The sequence below is a fragment of the Promicromonospora sp. NPDC060204 genome, assembly GCF_042728455.1.
Taxonomy (GTDB): Bacteria; Actinomycetota; Actinomycetes; order Actinomycetales; family Cellulomonadaceae; genus Promicromonospora.
This window is the reverse complement of record NZ_JBHWZO010000115.1, coordinates 1-18,718: the sequence shown is the minus strand read 5'-3', so window position 1 is coordinate 18,718 and position 18,718 is coordinate 1. Positions and strand designations below refer to the sequence as shown.

Genomic DNA, 18,718 nt, shown 5'->3' with positions numbered 1-18,718 from the left:
CCGGGGACCTGTACGTCCGACACGGCGGGGGCCTCCGCGACCAGGCGGCGCAGCACCAGCGCCAGCTCGACCGCGACGACCAGGTCCGTGGCGCGCGCCGGGACCCGCACCGCGCCGCCCGGGACGCCGACCGCAGCGCCGCCCGGGACGCCGACCGCAGGGTCGCCCGCCGTGAGCGCCGACGCCGGACCGTTGAGGAAGCGCGGCACGGGGAGCCGGGGCAGGCCGTCCGGGTCGACGGCGTTCGGCGGGGCGGCGTTGCCGAAGGCGGTCCAGAAGTGCCGCACGCCCGCGACCGACCAGTCCGCGGGCGCGCCGATCACCGTCGAGCCCGGCTCGGCACGCTCGCGCAGCGCGAGCTCCCGGACGGCCCACGACGGGTGCCGGGTCAGGTCGGGAGGCACCGACCCCGGGCCGTCGTCGGGCGCCACCACCGGGTTGGCCAGCGCGCCCACCCGCTCGATCTCGACCTCGAGCCGCGTGCCGGCGGCGACCTCGCCGGGGGTGACGGGCAGGCCGTCGATGCCCATGGTGCCGAGGTGGATCACGTCGCCCACGTGCAGCGACGCGAACGAGGAGTACCAGGCGAGCACCCGCTCGATGCCCAGCAGGGTGGCGCCGCTGTGCGCGCGGTCGCGCGTGCGGCCCGACTGCCGCGTCCACATCAGCAGGTCGTACGGGTCGCCCACCTCGTCCTTCGTGACGAGGTACGGGCCCATGGGGCACATCGTGTCGGCCTTCTTGCCGGCCCACGACGCCGTCGCCTGGAACAGCCAGTCCTGGTACCCGGGCGGGAGCGAGTACCCGGCGCCGGCGTTGCCCGGCACGGCGGAGAAGTAGTGGGTGCCGGACACGTCGTCCACCACGGTGTACCCCGCGACGTGCTCCATGGCCCGCTCGACCGGGACGTCCCGCCCCGCCCGGCCGATCACTACGGCCAGCTCCACGTTGTAGGCCATGGCGGGCAGGTGGTGGCCGTGGCGGACGACGACGGGCGCGCCGTGCCCGACCACCGCCCCCTGCGGCCGCTGGTGCCCCAGCGGGAACAGGTTGAGCAGCGGCACGCCCGGCCGGTTCCGCACGAACGACGGCGAGTTCGTCACCAGCCCCCAGCACAGGCGCGGCTTCGGGACCGGCGCGAGCAGCTCGACGCCGACGCCGACCCGGTGCCCCGAGCGCGGCAGGAACGTCAGGTCGGTCCGCGCCCGCTGCTCGACGGCGGCGGCGAGCCGGGACAGGGCCGCCAGGCCGGCGTCGTCGAGCGCGAGGAGGCCGACGAGCGTGTCCGGCCACGGCCCCGCGAGGAAGTGCGGGGCCGGGCCCGGGGCCGGGACGGGCGCGTGCGCCGCGAGGGCGGCCTCGGCGCGGACGGGCTCGACGAGCCACTCACGGTCCGCCACGCCGGGGTCGCGCAGGACGACGCCCCAGCGCTCCGTGCCCTGGGCCAGGAAGCTGGCGAGTCTCACCGCTCGTTCCTCACAGCTTGTCCCTCACAGCCGGTACCTCACGACATCTCCCCGGCGCCCGGCACCTCGATCGTCGCGCCGTCGGCGGTGAGGTACCCGGCCACGATCACCCGGTACCAGCGCCGCCCGTCGGACACGGCGAGCGTGGGGAACGGGCCCAGCGCGTCGGGCACCATCACGAGCCCGCCCGCGACGGGCTCGGGCAGCTCGGCCACGGGGTTGGGCACGAGCTGCAGGCTGTGCGCGTGGACGCGGCGCATCCGCAGCTCCGCGGAGCCGAGGTCGCGCTCGTTGTCCGCGGTGGGCACCACGCCGTCGGCCCCGACGCGGACGGCGGCCAGTGCGTTCGCCTCCGGCGTCGCGGCGACCAGCTCGACGACGGCGGCGCCCGCCGCGCCGTCCGGCACCACCCGCACGCCGCCCTTGATGCCCGGCCCGGCCCCCGCGACCTGGGCGGACGCCGCGAGGAAGCTGCCGTAGGCGTCGCCGTCCGCGTACCCGTCCGCCGCCGTGGCCCGCACCACGGACGCCCCGTTCTTCGCGGAGGTGAGCTCGTGCTCGTTGTTCCCGGCGCTGCGCCGCTGCACGTAGCACCCCGCGCCCACGGTGCCCGCGAGCAGCACGGGCGCGGCGGCGTCCAGGGTGTTGCCGCTGATCGTGGAGCCGGTCAGGGTTCCGGTGACCCGCACGGGCGCGTTCGCGGGCACGGTGTTGGCGCCGAACGCGTTGCCCATCACGGAGATCCCGTCGGCATCGCCGGCGATCCGCACCGCGCCGCGGATCACGCTGCGCTCCAGGTTCCAGTTGTCGAACGAGTTGGCGGAGACCGTGATCTCGGACGCCGACTGCTCGAACGCGACCGGGTCGAGGTTGATCCAGTTGAACGTGTTCCCGGTGATGGTGACGTTGTGCGCGTCCACGCCGCGGAACAGGATCGCGTTCGGGGGCCGGTTGCCGCCCGGCTCCACCCCGCCGCCGCCGATCACGTTGCCCGCGATCGTCAGGTTGGAGCCGCCCGCCGTGATGTCGATCGCCGGCCCGGAGGCGTGCTCCACGACGTTGCCGACGATCGTGGAGTTGATGATGCCGCCGACGAAGAACCGGCGGCCGATGTCCACCAGGTTGTTCGAGATCACGGCGCCGCGGAAGTTCTCGTTCTCCGCGCCGGTGGTCGCGATGCACTGGTTCATGCTGTGGAAGTGGTTGCCCTCGATGAGCCACTTGCGCATGCCGTACGGCAGCAGGTGCAGGTCGCCGCCGCCCGTGCCGTCGGTGGGCCACTGCACGGTCAGGGCGGTCCCGGAGATCGCCACCAGGTTGTTCGTGAACACCAGCCCGCGCCCGACGTGCACCACCGCCTGGTTGAACGACACGAAGGTGCACTCCGTGATGGTGGCGTCCATGTCGTCGGTGTTGGTGGTTCGGGCCGTGCGCACCGCGACCGAGCCGGGCGTGCGGGTCCGGGTGATGAACGACAGCCCGCGGATGCCGCACAGCGGCGCGTGCATCTCCAGGCCGGTGCCGTCGAAGTCCACGAGGATCAGCGACGTGCGCACGCCCATGGTGCCCTGGCCGGCCAGCACGATGCGGTTGAGGTTCATCGGCTCGGTGAACTCGGTGTCCCGCACCACGAGCGGCGCGGTGATGCGGTAGGTGCCCGGCGGGAACCAGACGATCTTGCTGAGCCGCTCGAACTGGGCGTCGATGGCGGCCTGGATCGCGGCGGTGTCGTCGTTGACGCCGTCGGCCAGGGCGCCGAACTCCTGCGGCGTGGTGGCCCCGGAGATGTCGAGGGTCGCGAGCGCCGGGTCGGAGAGCTCGGGCGGGCCGGGCTCGGTGGGGAGCGCGCCGGCGGGGGACAGTGCGGCGGACAGCGGCGTGGACACGGCGCCTGCGGCGGTGGCGAGACCGGCCAGGCTGGCGGTGCGGAGCATGTTCCGTCGGGTCACGGGCTGGTGCATCGTTGCTTTCCTTCCGTTGAGCCTTACGGGCTGGGCCTTCGTGGGGCGGCCCAGATGGGGGTGACTCAGGTAGGGGCACTCAGATGAGATGCTCCGCGAAGGGCGCGAGGAAGGCGTGCAGCGCCTCCCGTTCGGCCGGGTCGCACGCGATCAGGGGTGGTGCGACGTGCGGTGGGCACAGCCCGCGCCGGGCGAGCACGGCCTTGATCGCGGGGGTGCCCGGGCGCACCTTGTGCAGACCCACCAGGGCGGTCAGCAGCTCCTGCAGGCGGGCCACCTCGGCGGTGTCGCCCGCGCGGTGCGCGGCCACGACCGCGAGCGTCGCGCGCGGCGCGATGTTGCCGATGCCGGGCACGACGCCGTGCGCGCCGAGGTCCAGGGCGGCCGCGAGCTGCGTCTCGTCGCCCTGCCCGACGGCGAACCCCGGCCGGCGCGCCGCGATCCCGACCAGGTGCCGCATCAGCACGAGGTCGCCGGAGCTGTCCTTGATGCCGACCACGTGGTCGAGGTCGGCCAGCGCGTCGGCCAGGCCCGGCGTGATCGGGCTGCTGTACCGGGGCGCGTTGTAGGCCACGACGGGCAGGCCGACGTCGGCCAGGGCCGCGAAGTGCGCCACGACCTCGTCGGCGCGGTGGTGGAAGTAGATGGGCGGGCTGAGCACCAGGGCGTCCGCGCCGGCCGCCGCGGCGGAGAAGGCCCGCGCGAGCACGTCGTGCGTGCCGGCGGCCGTCACGTTCACCAGCACGAACCCGCCGTCGTGCCCGGTGCCGTGGTGCGGTGTGCTGTGCGGCGGTGTGCCGGGACGCTGCCCGCCGAAGTGGGGCCCACCGTTGTGGTGACCGTTGTGGTGCTCGGAGCTCCGGCCCAGCGCGTGCCAGCGCGCCACCACCTCGGCGGTGAACGGGCCGAGGTCCGCGACGGGCACCAGCGGGCCCTCGCCGTTGCTGCCGAACAGCATCAGGGTGCGCACCCCGTGGGCGTGCAGGCTGTTCAGCAGCCGGCTCGCGCTCGCCGCCGCCGGCCGGCCGCGCACGTCCATGGGCGTCACGAGCGGCACGGTCACCCCGGTCAGGAGCGGTGTTCCGGTCAGCATCAGTACCCCCTGATCTCGGGCCAGTCGAGCTCGAACCCGTCGGCGACGAGCTCGGCCTGGAACGCGGCGAGCAGCGCGGCGTCACCATGCACCTGGGCGGGCTCCACGCCGTGGGCCAGGCAGTGCGCGGCGAGCGCCCCGGCGGCCTCCCCGGCGTTCCACTCGACGGGGTGCAGCCGGTAGCAGCCGTTGGTGATGTGCGTGGTGCCGATGTTCTTCCCGGCGGCCAGCAGGTTGCGCACCCGCACGGGCAGCAGCGCGCCGAGCGGGATCCGGAACGGGCTGGACGGCACGTCCAGGTAGTTGTCCCCGCCGGTGCTGGGGTGCAGGTCGATCCGGTACATGCCCACGCCCACGGAGTCGGGGTAGACGACGGCCCCGGCGGCGCCGCGCACCGCGAGCGACAGGTCCTGCTCCACCACGGTGGTGCGGGCCCGGATGCGGCGCGACTCGCGCACGTACGGCGCCTTGGCGAACCCGTCCTGGGTGCCCAGCACGTCCGGCCGCAGCCGCAGTCCCGGCCAGCCCGTGCCGCCATCGGGCCGGGGCGCCTCGGTCTGCAGCCAGTAGAGCATGCTGAGGGACAGCTGCCGGGCGCCCAGCAGGTGCTTGTCGCGCTCGGCCTCGGGCACGGGGTCGTCGGCCGGGCCGACCAGCGGGCCGGGCAGGTAGTCGATCATGGGCCAGTTGACGAGCGTGACGTCGCTGGCGGCGAAGCCGGCCTCGAACTGCTCGCGCGCCACGATGCGGCGGAACAGCCACAGCTCCCGGTCGCCGGGGTCGGCGCTCTGGTCGGCCACGACCGGGCCGCTGGGCGCGTGCGGCACGAACGTGCGCACCAGCGGCTCCAGCGTGCGCGGGTCGGGGGCGGTGAGGCTGAGCATCCGGTCGGGCCAGTAGGGCGGGCGGTAGTCGTGCCAGGTCTCGTACTGCTCCGGCCGGTCGACCGTGTGGTCCTCGCCCTCGCGGTGCTCGACGGCGAACACCCACGAGAAGGCCTGCTGGTTGCCCGGCTGCGGATGAGCGGGGGCGCTCGGCTCCCCGGTCTCCTCCCGCGACTCGAACCCCGTCACGTGCTCGACGCCGCCCAGCGGCAGCAGGTCGCCGAGCTCCGTGGCGTCCAGGACGTAGGGCGCCGCGATCGTCACCTCGGCGCCGTCCGGCCCGGTCAGGGTCACGGCCGCCACCCGGTCGCCGTCCGCGTGCACCGCTACCGGGCGGTGCCCGAACAGGACCCGCAGCCGCCCCGCGGCCAGATACGGCGCCACCATCGCGTCCAGCACCGCCGCCGCGACCCGCGGCTCGTAGCACAGCCGGCTCACCCGCCCCAGGCCCGGGTTGAGGTCCACCACCCGGCGGGCCGACGGCGTCAGCGGGTACCACGCGCGGTAGTACTGCCGCACCCCCTCGCGGAACGCCCGGTACGAGCGCGTGCAGCCGAACTGCTCGATCCACGGGTGCTCGTCCGGCGGCACGCCCTGCGCGCTGAGCTGCCCGCCCAACCAGTCCGTCTCCTCGGTCAGCACCACCGACCGCCCGCGCCGCAAGGCGGCGAGCGCCGCAGCCACCCCACCGGCCCCGCCCCCCACGACGAGCACGTCGGCCCCCACAACCCGCCCGCCCATCCGTTGAGTGCTGGACTTTTGTGCTGTCGAATCGTTCTGAGAGGACAAATACCCAGCACTCAACGGGGCCGGGCGGGCGGGCGTCATGCTGCTCCCTCCAAAGTTTGGGCCGCTTGCAGGAGGGCTTGTGTGTACGGGTGCGCCGGTGCGGTGAAGAGCTGCTCCGCGGAGGTGTCCTCGACCAGCACCCCGCGGTGCATCACGGCCACCCGGTCGGCGATCTGCCGCACCACCGCGAGGTCGTGCGTGATGAACAGCAGCGACAGATCGTGCTCGTCGCGCAGGTCCACGAGCAGCCGCAGGATCTGCGACTGCACCGACACGTCCAGCGCCGAGACCGCCTCGTCGCAGACCAGCAGCCGCGGGCGCAGCGCCAGCGCCCGGGCGATGCTGACGCGCTGCTTCTGCCCGCCCGACAGCGCGGACGGCCGCCGGTCCGCCACCCCCGGGTCCAGCCCGACGTCGGCCAGCACCCGCGCCAGCGCCTCCCGCCGGTCGCCGGACGGCGCCACCGACGGGTGCACCCGCCACGCCTCGCGCACGATCGCGCCCACCGTCATCCGCGGGTTGAGCGACGACCCCGGGTCCTGGAACACCATCTGCACCGCGCGGTGCAGCTCCGGCGACCGCCGCCGCACCGGCCCGAGCGGGTGCCCCTCGAACGTGATGCTGCCCTCCTGCGGCGTCACCAGCCCCAGCACGCACCGCGCCACCGTCGACTTGCCCGAACCCGACTCGCCGACCAGCGCCACGGTCTGCCGCGCGCCCATGTCCAGGTCCACGCCGTCGACCGCTCGCACCGTTGTGCGGCGCTCGCGGACCGACCGGCGCGGGCCGGCGAACGTGACGCGCAGGCCACGGATCTCGAGCACGCTCACGGGGTGACCTCCTCGGCGAAGTGGCAGGCGCTGAGCCGCCGGGGCGCGGGCCCGCCCGGGTCGGTGCCGTCCGGGGCACCGACACCCGTGTCGATCTCGCGCAGCGCCGGGACCTCCGTGGCGCAGCGCGCCCGCGCCATGGGGCAGCGGGGGTGGAACGGGCACCCGGACGGCGGGTCGAAGGGGCTCGCGGGCGCGCCCGGGAGCGGCTCGGCGATCGCCGTCCGGCTGGACACGGCCGGGACGTTGCCCGCGAGCGCCCGCGTGTAGGGGTGGTGCGGACGGTCGAGCACGGCGCGGGCCGGGCCCTGCTCGCAGACCCGGCCGGCGTACATCACCACCACCTCGTCGGCGACGTGCGCCATGACCCGCAGGTCGTGGCTGACCAGGATCATGGCCAGGCCCTCGCGGTCGCGCAGGTCGGCGAGCAGCGCCAGGATCCGCGCCTGCGTGGTGACGTCGAGCGCGGTGGTCGGCTCGTCGGCGATGACCAGCTCGGGCCGTCCGGCCAGCGCGATGGCGATCATGACGCGCTGGCGCATGCCGCCTGACAGCTCGTGCGGGTACGAGCCGGCCTGCCGCTCCGGCTCGGGCAGCCCGACGCGCGCCAGCAGCTCCAGCACGCGCGCCCGGACCTCGGCGCGCGGGCGGCCGGCGCGCCGCAGGATCTCGCCGACCTGCCGCCCCACGGTCTGGATCGGGTCGAGCGCGGCCGACGGGTCCTGGAAGACGACGCCGATCTCGCGCCCGCGCACCTGTCGCCGCCGGCGCTCGGGCGCCGCGAGCAGGTCCTGGGACTTCCACCGCACCTCGCCGGAGGGGACGGCGGCGTCCGGCAGCAGCCCGACGACGGCCATCGCCGTCATCGTCTTGCCGCTGCCGGACTCGCCGATCAGGCCCGTGGTGCGCCCGGCCAGGACGGTGAACGAGACCTGGTCGACCACCGGCCCCGCGGGCAGGGTGACGCCGAGCCCGGTCACCTCGAGCATCGGGGTGGTGCTCCGCTCGGGGGTCACCACCGCGACGGACTGGTCTGCCATCTGTGCTCCCTTCGCGCCCAGGCGCGCCCGTCAGCTCTCGGAGTTCGTCACGCGCGTGAAGTACGGCAGGCTGTCGGACGCCGGGACGAAGCCCTCGACCCCGGAGCGCCACGCGTACGGCATGCCGACGAACATCGGGTACATGCCCACGGCGTCGTCCCAGACGATCTGCGTGGCCTGCGCGTACAGGTCCTCCCGCTCGGCGGTGTCGCTCGTGGCCTCCGCGGCGGCCAGCAGCTCGTCGAGGTCCTCGTTGCAGTAGCCGGTGCGGGCCGCGGCGCACGGGTACAGACGCCCCAGGTTGGTGGCGGCGTCGTACCCCTGCGAGCCGATCTGCTGGATGTTGAGGTCCCACTTCAGGGCCAGCAGGTCCTCGAGGAACACCGCCTGCTCCTTCTCCAGCGGCTCCACCTGCACGCCGATCTCGGCCAGGTCGGAGGCCACGGCCTGCGCGAGCTGGCGGAACTGCGGCTGCGAGAACTGCATGCGCAGCTTCGTGTCGTAGTCGAAGCCGGCGGCGTCCAGGGCGGCCTTCGCGGCCTGCGGGTCGTACGCCACCGGCTCCTGCGGCGCGTAGCCGAGCACCACGGGGCTGACGACGGAGTCGGCCGGCGAGCCCGTCTCCGGGAACAGCGACGCCGTGATCTCGTCGAAGTCGACCGCCTGCCACAGCGCGCGCCGCACCGCGGCCTCCTTCAGGGTCTCCTCGGAGCTGTTCATCCACATGGTCAGCACCCCGGGGCTGTCCACGCTCTCGACCGTGATCGAGGTGTCGCCCTGCAGGGCGGGGATCTGGTCGTCGGGCATGGCCCAGGTGACGTCGACCTCGCCGGTCTGGAGCGCCGTCATGCGCGCGGAGACCTCGGGGATCGACTGGAAGACCAGCTCCTCCAACGCCGGGGGTCCGTCCCAGTAGGTCGGGTTCGGCGTCATCCGCAGCGTCTGGCCCGGCTCGAACGACTCGACGACGAACGGCCCGGAGCCCACGGGGTCCTGGAAGAACGCCTCGTCGACGTCGGGCGGGGTGACGAAGAACGACGAGATCTTCGCGACGAACGACGCGTCCGGCTTGCCGGCGTCGAACACCACGGTCGACTCGTCGGGCGCCTCGACCTGGTAGTCCACGAAGTTGCCCGCCAGCGGGCCCTGCAGCTCCAGCACTCGCTCGAAGGAGGCGACGACGGCGTCGGCGTCGACCGGCTCGCCGTCGGAGAACTCCACGCCGTCACGCAGCGTGAACGTCCACCGGCTCGTGTCGTCGTTGGGCTCCCACTCGGTGGCCAGGTCGCCCGTGAACTCGCCCGGGCCGGTGCTGACCACGAGCTGGCTGAACAGGGCGCGGGCCGCGAGCTGCGTGCCCGCGTCCATGCTGGACGGGCCGTGCGGGTCCAGGTTCTCGATGGGGATGGGGCCGGCCGCGGTCAGGGTGCCGCCCGCGGCGTCGCCGCCGGGGTCGTCCCCGCCGTCGGAGCCGCCGCAGGCCGCCGTGGCCAGGAGCATGAGGGTGAGGGTGAGGGCGGGTACGGCGCGCCGGGTGCTGAGCTTCATCGCTCGTTCCTTCCGGAGGGGTGTGCCGGGTGGGAGGTGCTGGTGCAGCGCCGGGGTGCGGCGTTGTCAGGTCTGGGCGAAACGTCTGGTGAGGCGGTCGCCGACGAGGCCGATGCAGACGACCAGGACGGTGAGCGCGATGCCGGGGAAGGCCGAGATCCACCACGCGGTGGCGAGGTACTCCTTGCCGCTCGCGATGCTCTGGCCCCAGGACGCGACGTGCGGGGGCAGGCCGAGGCCCAGGAAGCTGAGGGCCGCCTCGGACAGGACGACGGAGGCGAGCTCCATCGTGGCGAGCGCGACCACGGGTCCGGCGAGGAACGGCACCACGTGCCGGCCGAGGATCACCGGGGTGCGCACGCCCATGATCCGGGCGGCGTCGACCCAGTCACGCTCGCGGACGGACAGGGCCACGCTGCGCGACAGGCGGGCGAACCCGATCCAGCCCGCCACGGACAGCGCGATGATCACCACGCCCGTGCCGCGGTCCAGGAGGCCCGCGATCACGATGGCGAGCAGGATGCCGGGGAACGCCATGAGCACGTCGACGGTGCGGGCCACGGCGACGTCGGCGAACCCGCCCGCGTAGCCGGCCACCGCGCCGAGCGCCACGCCCACCACGGAGCACAGCGCCACCACGACCACGCCGATGGTCAGGGACGTGCGCGCCCCGTGCACCACCTGCGCCAGCACGTCGCGGCCCACGCCGTCCGTGCCGAGCCACGCGGTGCCGGACGCCGTGGCCGAGCCGGGCGGCAGCAGCCGCTCGGTGACGACGGTCGCCACCGGGTCGTACGGCACCAGGTACGGGCCGACGACGGCGGCGAGCACGTAGACGCCGATGATCCCGTAGACGACCCAGGCGCCGATCGAACCCGTGCCTCTCATCGGCGCGCCTCCAGCCGGATGCGCGGGTCGAGGCGGGCGTAGGCGAGGTCGGCGGCCAGGTTGAGCACGACGACGCAGACGGCGATCAGCACCGTGGCGGCCTGCACCACCGCGTAGTCGCGGTTGCCGACCGCGCCGACCAGCAGGTTGCCGAGCCCGGGCCAGGCGAACACGGTCTCGATGACGACGGCGCCGCCCAGCAGCGTGCCGACCTGCAGGCCGACGACCGTGACGACGGGGACCAGCGAGTTCTTCAGGACGTGCCCCGTGAGCACCTCGCGCTCGGTCAGGCCCTTGGACCGCGCGGTGCGCACGAACGGCTCGGACATCGTCTCGGCGACGCCGCTGCGCGTGATCCGCCCGACCAGCGCGGTGAACGGGATGGCGAGCGTGACCGCGGGCAGCATCAGGTGCTCCAGGTCCCCGCCGCCGGCGCTCGGCAGGAGCCGCAGCCACAGCGCGAGGACGAGGATGAGCATGATGCCGACCCAGAACGGCGGCAGCGCCTGCATCCCGAGGGTGACCGTTGAGGTGGCGCGGTCCACGAGGCTGCCGGGCCGGTGCCCCGCCAGCACGCCGAGCACGATCCCGACCGTGACCGCGACGAGCGTGGCCGCCAGCGTGAGCGTGACGGTCGCGGGGAACCGTTCTAGCACCGCGTCCATGGCCGGGCGGCCGTACCGGTACGACTCGCCGAAGTTGCCGCGCACGGCGTCGCCCAGGAACGACAGGTACTGGGCGAGCAGCGGCTGGTCGAGGCCCAGGGTGTGCCGCAGCTCCGCGATCTGCTCCGGGGCGGCGTCCGGGCCGAGGGCGACCGTGGCCTGGTCGCCCGGCGCGAGCCGCACGATGAGGAAGACCGCGGTGAGCACGCCCCAGATGGTGAACAGCCCGACGGCGAGGCGCCGCAGCAGGAACGTGAGCATCATGGCGGGCTCCCCACGGAGTCGCCCTCGACCGGCGTGCACGCGACGGAGAGCTGGCGCGGGCCGTCGTCGGCGTCCAGGATCTCCAGCAGGAGGCCCACCGCCGCGCGGCCCATGCCCTCGCGGGGGAGCGTGAAGCGGGTCCAGTCGCGGCCGGACGTGGTCGCGGTGTTGCTCGGCGCGCTGCCGGGCGTGCTGCTGGGTGCCGGGTCGCCCAGCAGGGCGACGGAGAGGTCCCCCGGGATGCGCAGCCCCGCCGCGGCGGCGACGCGCTCCAGGGCGGCGACGGTCTGGTCGTCCTCGCTCGGCTCGACCAGCAGCGCCGTCACGCCGTCGGCCCGCCACCGCTGCAGCAGGTCGGTCAGCAGCGCGGCGGTGGTGGCGGCGTCGTCCGGCATCTCGTGGACCGGCTGGTCCGGCAGGCCGGCGTCGGCCAGGCCCGCGCGGAACCCCGCCTCGCGGTCGCGCGTGGGCTCCTGGTGGTCGGCGGGCCGCAGGTAGGCGAGGCGGCGGTGCCCGGCGTCGGCCAGGCGGCGCACCATGTCGCGGGTGGCGCCCACGTAGTCCGGGGCCACGTAGGAGAGCTCCGCGCCGGGCAGCTCGCGCCGTCCGACGAAGACGAACGGAAAGTCCTCGCGGACCAGGTCGGCGAGGTCCGCGCGGTCGATGTGCCGGCCCAGCAGCACGCAGCCGTCGGCGACCTTGAGCCGGTTGATGCCGCCCGAGTAGATGCGGCGCTCGCCCGTGCCGACGGAGCTGAACAGCAGCAGGTCGTACCCGAACTCGGCGGTTGCCTCCTCGACGCCCAGCAGGAACGGGAAGTAGAAGTCGCGCTGGTCCACGGGGAAGACCGGCTCGAACGTGTAGAGGCCGAGCATGCGGTTGCGCCCGCCCTTGAGGCTGCGCGCGGCGGTGTTGACGGTGTAGCCGAGCGCCGCCGCGGCGTCGAGCACGGCCCGGCGGGTCTGCTCGGCGACCTGGCTGCTGGCCTGGCCGCCGCTGACCACCAGGGATACGGTCGCCTGGGAGACGCCGGCGGCCCGCGCGATGTCCACCTGGGTGGGACGCCGACGTTGGGTCATCGCAGACTCCTCGGGTAGCCGGCGCCATTGCCGGGTAGCCTCTTTAATACGTATTAAAGCCGTGGGACGCCACACTATGGATCCGGGCAACGGGCCGTCAAGGAAATCCCGGCCGAAACGCCTGTATTCACCCGGTCGACGGAACGAGGGCGGGATGCGCGAGATCCGGGCGGACGACGACGTCCTGACCTGGGCCGGCGCCGTCTCCGTGGAGCACGGGCCGCGCTGGTCCCGCGCCTGGCGGCTGCCGCACGACCGGATCGGGCTGTTCCCCGGCGGCGCCCTGCGCTCGCGCGCCGCGATGCCCGCGGGCGTGCGGCTGGTGCTCGGCACCGACGCGCGGAGGCTCGCGGGGTTCGCCGCGGTCCAGGGAGTCGAGGTGCCGCTGGACGTGGTGGTGGAGGGTGCCGGGCCGGACGGTGCTGGATCGGGCGGCGTCGCCTCCGTGCCGGTCGGGCCGGACGGCGGCTTCGCGGTGGAGCTGCCGCCCGGCGACAAGCGGGTCGAGGTGTGGCTGCCGCAGTTCGGGACCTTCCGGCTGATGAGCCTCGCGATCGACGACGACGCGCGGGTCTGGTCGGCGCGCGGCCCGTCCGGGCCCCGGCTCGTGACGTACGGCAGCTCGCTGACGCAGTGCCGCCAGGCGGCGTCCCCCACGCGGACGTGGCCCGCGCTGGTGGCGCGCGGGCTCGGCCTGGACCTGACGTGCCTGGGCTTCGCGGGGGAGGCGCACCTCGACCCGATGGTTGCGCGCGTGCTGCGCGACCTGCCCGCCGACGTCGTCGTGGCCTGCCTCGGCATCAACGTGTACGGCGCGGGCACGTTCAGCGAGCGGTCGCTGCTCCCGGCGCTGCTCGGGTTCCTGAGCACGGTCCGCGACGGGCACCCGGGCGTGCCCGTGCTGGTGCTCTCGCCCGTCGCCTCGCCGCGGCGCGAGGACGTGGCGGGGCCCGCAGGCCTGACGCTCGCGCGGGTGCGCGACCAGGTGGCCGACGCGGTCGGCCTCCTGACCGCGCACGGCGACCCGGACCTGCACCTGCTCGACGGGCGCGCGGTGCTCGGCCCCGAGGACGCGCACCTGCTGGCCGACGGCCTGCACCCGGGTCCCGAGGGCTACGCGCACATGGCGTCGGTCATCGGTCCCGTTGTCGGGGAGCTGCTCGCCGGCCGGGCCGCGGGTGGCGCGGTCGTGCCGGGCCGGTCGTGAGGTCTCAGCGAGGGCTCACAGCAGGTCCAGCGGCGTCCCGTACTCCGGTACCACCACCCGCGTGCCCGGCGAGAGCTGCCCGATCCGCTCGGTGAGGTCGCGCATCCGGGTCCGGGTGCGGTCGTCGGCGCGCGGCGGGTTGGTCAGCGGCGACTCGAAGTCGTCCCAGTGCACCAGGACGACCTGCCCGACGCCGTCCAGCGCCGCGAGCAGGCGGCCCGCGTAGTCGGCGGTGACGTCGGTGCTCGGCACGGGCAGCGCGACGGTGTCGACGCGCAGGCCGCGCAGCGCCCGGTCGTCGTAGTCGCTGCCGCCGAGCAGCAGCACGGACTGCCCCTGCGGCGAGCGCAGCAGGTACGACAGGGTGTCGCCCTCCGGCAGGTCCGCGATCGTGCGAGGCCGCCCCGGGACCCGCGTGTGCACGCCGGGGAACAGCAGCCCGCCGGACGCTGTGCGGCTGTGCAGCGACGGCACGACGCGCAGCACCAGGTCGCCCAGGTGCATCTCCTCGCCGCCGCGCACCACCGCGAGCTGCTCCCGGGGCACGCCCATAGCAAGCGCCAGGTGGTACCCGGTCAGGGTGGAGAAAACGGTGGCGCCGCGCGTGCGGGCCAGGTGGGGCACGTCGGCGAAATGGTCCCAGTGGGTGTGCGTCACCAGGATCGAGTCGACGGCACCGTCCGCCGTCCCCGGGGCCCCGAGCGCGGCGTCGAGCGCGGCGGCGTCGACCCGCAGCCGGGTGGTGGCACTGAACTTCCCGGCCGCCAGGCCGGTGTCGAACCGCGTGACGTACGGGTCGAGCAGCACTGTGGTCGTGGGGGTGCGGATGCGCCAGCCGGAGGTGCCGAGCCAGGCGAACGTGGCGAAGCCGGCCGGTGCCGCGGTCTCGGGCGGGTTCGCGGTCTCCGGGCCGACGGCGGGGGCGGCGACGGCGGCCGACGCCGTGCCCGGTACGGCCGCACCGGCGAGCCCGCCGAGCACGCCCAGGGCCGCCGTCCCGGCGCCGGACATCAGGGTGCGGCGGCTGAGGCCGCGGTTCGAGGTGGTGGGTGTCGTCATGCGGCACACCCTTCGCGAGGCCGCCGGCGAGAGTCAAAGAGTCTTGCCGACGTGACCCGAGTCGATCCTGCTATGGCTCCCGCCTAGGCTCGGGCCGTGGACCTCCTGAAGCACCTGGGCTTCTTCGCGGCCGTCGCAGACGCCCGGCACTTCGGCAATGCCGCCGCCGACCTCGGCATGACCCAGCCGCCGCTGTCCCAGGGCATCCTCCGGCTGGAGCGGCACCTCGGCGTGCGGCTCTTCGACCGCGACGCGCGCGGCGTGCGCATCACCGCGGCCGGACGGCGGCTCCTGCCCGCCGCCCGCGAGCTGCTCGACGCCGCCGACGACCTCGTCGCCGCCGCCCGCGACCTCGCACTTCCCGAGCAGGTCCGGCTCGGCGTCGCCGCCGATCTGGAGGACGCCGTTCCGGGGCTGCTCCGGGCGGTTGCGGGCGATCCCGCCGGCGCGGGTGCTGCTGGCTCGGGCGGCCCCGCCGGCTCGGGCGTCTCGGGCGTCTCGGGCGGCGCGGCGGTCGCAGGCGGCGCCGTCGTGCCGACGGTCGCGGGCAGCGTCGAGTTGGTCGACCTGTTGCGGGACGGCCTGCTCGACGTCGCCGTCGTGCGGCACCCGGGCGTGCTCGACGGCCTGACGGCGGGGCCGGTGCTCGTGCTGCCGACCCGGCTGGTGGGTGTCGGCACGGGTGCAGATGACGGGGGCAGCTCCGACGCCGGTGCAGGTGCCCACGGCGGCGGTCGCGTCGGCGCCGGACGACCAGGTCCCAGCGCCGGCCTGGCCGAGGTCCGCCTGCCCGTGGCGGTCCCGCCCCGGCACCACCAGCCGCCCGCGCACGACCAGCTCGTCGACGCCCTGCGCCGCGCCGGCCACAGCGGCGCGGTGATCGAGGCGCGGGACGCCGCACAGCGCTGGGCGCTCGTCGCGGCGGGTGTTGCAGCAGGAATCGTGCCGGTGCCCGTCGGGCAGTCCGGCGCGGTGTCCGACCTGGGCGACAGCCGGGACCACGACCGGGGGCACTGTCCGGACGGCAGGGACCGAGGCTCCGACGGTGGCCCGGGTCCGGAAGATCCCGGCCCGTCGTGCCCGCCGCTGCGGCTGCGGGTCGCCCTGCCGCACGCCCCGCAGCGCCGGCCCGAGGTCGACCACGACGCGGTCGCCGCCGCGATCGAGCGGGCGCTCGGCGCGGGACGAGCCCGATGAAGCCCGCCGCGTCGTCCGGGGCCCGGTCCGTCGCCGACCCGTCCGAGGTCCCTGGGGCGCCGACGGCCGCGGGCACCTGGGCCGCCGTCGTCGCGACCCTGCGCGAGGTGGCGCGCGACGCGGGCGTCACGGCCCGGGTCCACGCGACCCGCCTGACCGGCCCGCCCGGCACGGTCGCCCTCGACGACGCCGAGCCCGCCGCGGTCGCCTCGCTCTACAAGCTGCCCCTCGCGCTGGTCTGGGCGGATCTCGTGGCGGCCGGCGACCTCGCCGCGGACCAGCCCGTGCGCCTCGCGGCGGGCTCCCGCATGCCCGGTCCGACGGGCGTGGCGATGCTGCTCGACGACGTGTCGCTGACCGCCCGCGACGCCGTGCGGCTGATGCTCGCGGTGTCCGACAACGCGTGCGGCGACGCCGTCCTGGCCCTGGTCGGCCGCACCCGCGTGCATCAGCACCTGGCGGAGCTGGGCCTCCCGGCGACCCTGGTGCGGCAGGGCTCGGCCGAGGAGACGCGCGCCGTCCTGCGCGACACCGGCACCGCCGACTGGGCCGCCGCCCAGCGGGCGCTCGCCGACCCGGACCGGGCCGCCGAGACGTCGCAGTACGACCCGGCGTACGCGAGCGCCGCGACCGCCGCGCAGGTGGGCCAGGTGCTGCGGATCCTGTGGTCGCGCACCGGCCCGGCCCACCACCTGGTGCGGGACGCCCTGGCCCACCAGGCGTGGCGGCACCGGGTCGGCAGCGGGTTCCCGCACGACGACGTCGCGCTGCTCGGCAAGACCGGGACACTCGGGCGGCTGCGGCACGAGGCCGCCGTCGTCCGGTTCCCGCACGAGCATCCCGTGGGCGTGGTGGTGCTGACCCGGGCCGCGCGGCCGGAGCGGCACCTGCCGCGGGTGGACGCCGCGATCGGTGAGCTGGCGCGGCTCGCCGTCGGGCCGCTGCGCTTGCCCGACGACGTCTGACCGCTTGGTGCGACCGGTGACGCGCGACCAATGACGAGCGACCGGCACCGCGCGACCGGCGTCAGCCCGCGGCGTCCTGGCGGCGCTCGTGGGTCAGGAGCGTGATCACCACGGCGACGACGACGCCGATCAGCGTGTCGATCGCACGGTCGCTGACGAGGCCGGCGACGGGCACGGGGTGCGCGAGATGCGTCATGGACAGGGCGAGCGGCGTGATGAACAGCATCGCGACGGCGTAGTTGCGGCCCACGTACAGCTCGGCGCCGGCCTGCAGCAGCGCGGCGACCGCGATGACCACCAGCGGCGGCGGGCCCGCCGTCAGCAGCGCCCACGCGAGGAGCACGCCCACCAGGGTGCCCGCGAGGCGCTGGGCGGCGCGCATGATCGCCCCGGAGGCGTCCGGCGCCGACATGGGCACCACGGCGGCGACCATCGCCCAGTACGGGTGCCCGACGGCGGTGGCGATCGCGCCCGCGACGGCCATCCCGGCGGCGTACCGCACGAGGTAGTGCGAGAGCGTCCACTCCGGGCCGGTGCTGGTGCCCGTGCCAGTGGCGGTGCCGGATGCGACGACCGTGCCGGCGACCGGGCCAGGAGCGACGGCGGCCGGGGCCGGGCCCGGCTCGAACCGCGCGAAGACGGCGGTCAGCGCGAGCGCGAACAGCACGGCGGCCACGGCCACGGCCAGGGCGACGACCAGGCTGCCCGCGCCGGCCGGGACGGAGGAGCAGGCGCCCAGCGCGAACACGGGGAACAGCGGCCCCGGCGGGTGCCAGCGCAGCCGGTGCGACACGATCGCCACACCCGTGGCCCACAGCGCCGCGACGGGCACCACCACCCACCCCGTGCCGGAGACGGCGGACGCCAGGACGGCGATCAGCGTGCCCACCAGCACCGACGCGACCAGCACGGCCCCCGCCTGGACCTGCATCACCAGGCGCGGACGGATCGGCACGGTGCGCCCGAACAGGCTCGTGAACGCGCCGAACGTCGCGTACAGGGACCACTCCAGGTGGCCCGTCGCCCACAGCACCAGCATCGGCACGGCCACCGACGCGGCGGCCCGCAGGGCCACGGGCAGCTCCCCGCCGTACGGTCCCACGTGCAGCATCCGGCGCAGGTGGGGGAGCGGGGAGCGGAAGTTCATGACCTTTGCATCTTCCCACGCGGCAGGGTCGGGATAACCCCCGGCCCAGCACGGAGGACAGCCGGTTGGTGCGCCGGGAGCCCGCTGACCAGCATGGACGCATGACCGAAACCGCACCGCACACGTTGCTCACAGGCCGGTCGCTCCGGACGTCCGCGGCGGGCGCGTTCGCGCTCGCCGTCGCGGCCGGGATCGCCGAGGCCGTCGTCGCCGTCACCTCGATCGTGGCGCAGCAGGGGGCGGACGGCGCCCTGCTCACGCAGGTCGGGGTGCGCGGCCTGATCTTCGCCGCCGCCCTGACCTGCGCCTGGTACCTGGCCCGCGGACGGCGCTGGGCCTGGTGGGCCCTTCTGCTCGGCCTGGGCGTGGTGGGACTCGCCTCGATGCTCCTGCCCATGGCCGCGATGCTGGCCGACGGCGCCTCCTGGTCCACCGCCTTCGAGGGCGACGTCTCGCCGCTCTTCCCCGTGATCCGCGCGCTGCACATCCTGTTCGTGCTGGCGGGCGTCACGCTGGCGCTGCACCCGGCGGTCCGCGCGAGCCTGAGCACGGGCGGCCGGGAACGCTGACGGACGGCGACCGGCAGCCGGCAGCCGACCATGCACCTGCTGCCAGAACCGGGGTGGTTCTGGCAGC

At 75.1% G+C, this 18,718-nt stretch carries 16 protein-coding genes; 4 read left to right on the top strand and 12 right to left on the bottom strand.

Going from position 1 to position 18,718, the window contains the following annotated elements; all coding sequences use genetic code 11:
- The 10 genes from ACFWEJ_RS15720 to ACFWEJ_RS15675 all read right to left on the bottom strand — a co-directional run.
- A partial coding sequence (locus ACFWEJ_RS15720) for a fumarylacetoacetate hydrolase family protein (protein WP_377230143.1) occupies positions 1-1,466 on the bottom strand: 1,466 nt, incomplete at its 3' end.
- A gap of 38 nt (positions 1,467-1,504) precedes the next feature.
- Positions 1,505-3,427 (bottom strand): glycosyl hydrolase family 28-related protein, encoded by a 1,923-nt coding sequence (locus ACFWEJ_RS15715; protein WP_377230142.1) that lies wholly within the window; start codon positions 3,425-3,427, stop codon positions 1,505-1,507.
- Between the two features lie 79 nt (positions 3,428-3,506).
- Positions 3,507-4,520, bottom strand: coding sequence for a dihydrodipicolinate synthase family protein (locus ACFWEJ_RS15710; RefSeq protein ID WP_377230141.1), 1,014 nt, complete (start codon positions 4,518-4,520; stop codon positions 3,507-3,509).
- Positions 4,520-6,145 carry an FAD-dependent oxidoreductase gene (locus ACFWEJ_RS15705; protein ID WP_377230140.1) on the bottom strand — a complete coding sequence of 542 codons (1,626 nt, stop codon included), beginning with the start codon at positions 6,143-6,145 and terminating at the stop codon, positions 4,520-4,522. Before ACFWEJ_RS15705 ends, ACFWEJ_RS15710 begins: the two co-directional genes overlap by 1 nt.
- Before the next feature lie 83 nt (positions 6,146-6,228).
- Positions 6,229-7,023, bottom strand: coding sequence for an ATP-binding cassette domain-containing protein (locus tag ACFWEJ_RS15700; RefSeq protein WP_377230139.1), 795 nt, complete (start codon positions 7,021-7,023; stop codon positions 6,229-6,231).
- Entirely contained in the window at positions 7,020-8,063 is a 1,044-nt protein-coding gene (locus tag ACFWEJ_RS15695; protein WP_377230138.1) for an ABC transporter ATP-binding protein, read from the bottom strand. The genes ACFWEJ_RS15700 and ACFWEJ_RS15695 overlap by 4 nt, the downstream gene beginning before the upstream one ends.
- A 30-nt stretch (positions 8,064-8,093) precedes the next feature.
- Positions 8,094-9,611, bottom strand: a complete 1,518-nt coding sequence (locus ACFWEJ_RS15690) for an ABC transporter substrate-binding protein (protein ID WP_377230137.1) — start codon at positions 9,609-9,611, stop codon at positions 8,094-8,096.
- A 66-nt stretch (positions 9,612-9,677) separates the two neighbouring features.
- On the bottom strand, positions 9,678-10,499 hold the full coding sequence (locus ACFWEJ_RS15685) for an ABC transporter permease (protein ID WP_377230136.1): 822 nt from the start codon (positions 10,497-10,499) through the stop codon (positions 9,678-9,680).
- Entirely contained in the window at positions 10,496-11,428 is a 933-nt protein-coding gene (locus ACFWEJ_RS15680; RefSeq protein ID WP_377230135.1) for an ABC transporter permease, read from the bottom strand. Before ACFWEJ_RS15680 ends, ACFWEJ_RS15685 begins: the two co-directional genes overlap by 4 nt.
- Positions 11,425-12,507, bottom strand: a complete 1,083-nt coding sequence (locus tag ACFWEJ_RS15675) for a LacI family DNA-binding transcriptional regulator (protein WP_377230134.1) — start codon at positions 12,505-12,507, stop codon at positions 11,425-11,427. The genes ACFWEJ_RS15680 and ACFWEJ_RS15675 overlap by 4 nt, the downstream gene beginning before the upstream one ends.
- 154 nt (positions 12,508-12,661) lie before the next feature.
- On the opposite strand from ACFWEJ_RS15675, the gene ACFWEJ_RS15670 reads away from it, so the two are divergent.
- Positions 12,662-13,714: a GDSL-type esterase/lipase family protein gene (locus ACFWEJ_RS15670; RefSeq protein WP_377230133.1), complete on the top strand. Its 1,053-nt coding sequence runs from the start codon at positions 12,662-12,664 to the stop codon at positions 13,712-13,714.
- A 15-nt stretch (positions 13,715-13,729) separates the two neighbouring features.
- Here the strand turns inward: ACFWEJ_RS15670 and ACFWEJ_RS15665 are convergent, their stop codons facing one another.
- Positions 13,730-14,773: an MBL fold metallo-hydrolase gene (locus ACFWEJ_RS15665; RefSeq protein ID WP_377230132.1), complete on the bottom strand. Its 1,044-nt coding sequence runs from the start codon at positions 14,771-14,773 to the stop codon at positions 13,730-13,732.
- A 96-nt stretch (positions 14,774-14,869) separates the two neighbouring features.
- Between ACFWEJ_RS15665 and ACFWEJ_RS15660 the strand changes: the two genes are divergently transcribed.
- Positions 14,870-15,970, top strand: a complete 1,101-nt coding sequence (locus tag ACFWEJ_RS15660) for a LysR family transcriptional regulator (RefSeq protein ID WP_377230131.1) — start codon at positions 14,870-14,872, stop codon at positions 15,968-15,970.
- Entirely contained in the window at positions 15,967-16,935 is a 969-nt protein-coding gene (locus ACFWEJ_RS15655) for a serine hydrolase (protein WP_377230130.1), read from the top strand. The genes ACFWEJ_RS15660 and ACFWEJ_RS15655 overlap by 4 nt, the downstream gene beginning before the upstream one ends.
- A gap of 61 nt (positions 16,936-16,996) precedes the next feature.
- Here ACFWEJ_RS15655 and ACFWEJ_RS15650 read toward each other — a convergent pair whose 3' ends face one another.
- On the bottom strand, positions 16,997-18,082 hold the full coding sequence (locus tag ACFWEJ_RS15650; protein WP_377230129.1) for an FUSC family protein: 1,086 nt from the start codon (positions 18,080-18,082) through the stop codon (positions 16,997-16,999).
- Between the two features lie 101 nt (positions 18,083-18,183).
- Here ACFWEJ_RS15650 and ACFWEJ_RS15645 point away from each other — a divergent pair, with 101 nt between their 5' ends.
- A complete protein-coding gene (locus tag ACFWEJ_RS15645) occupies positions 18,184-18,651 on the top strand; it encodes a hypothetical protein (protein WP_377230128.1) in 468 nt (155 codons plus the stop codon).
- The last annotated feature ends 67 nt before the right edge of the window (positions 18,652-18,718 follow it).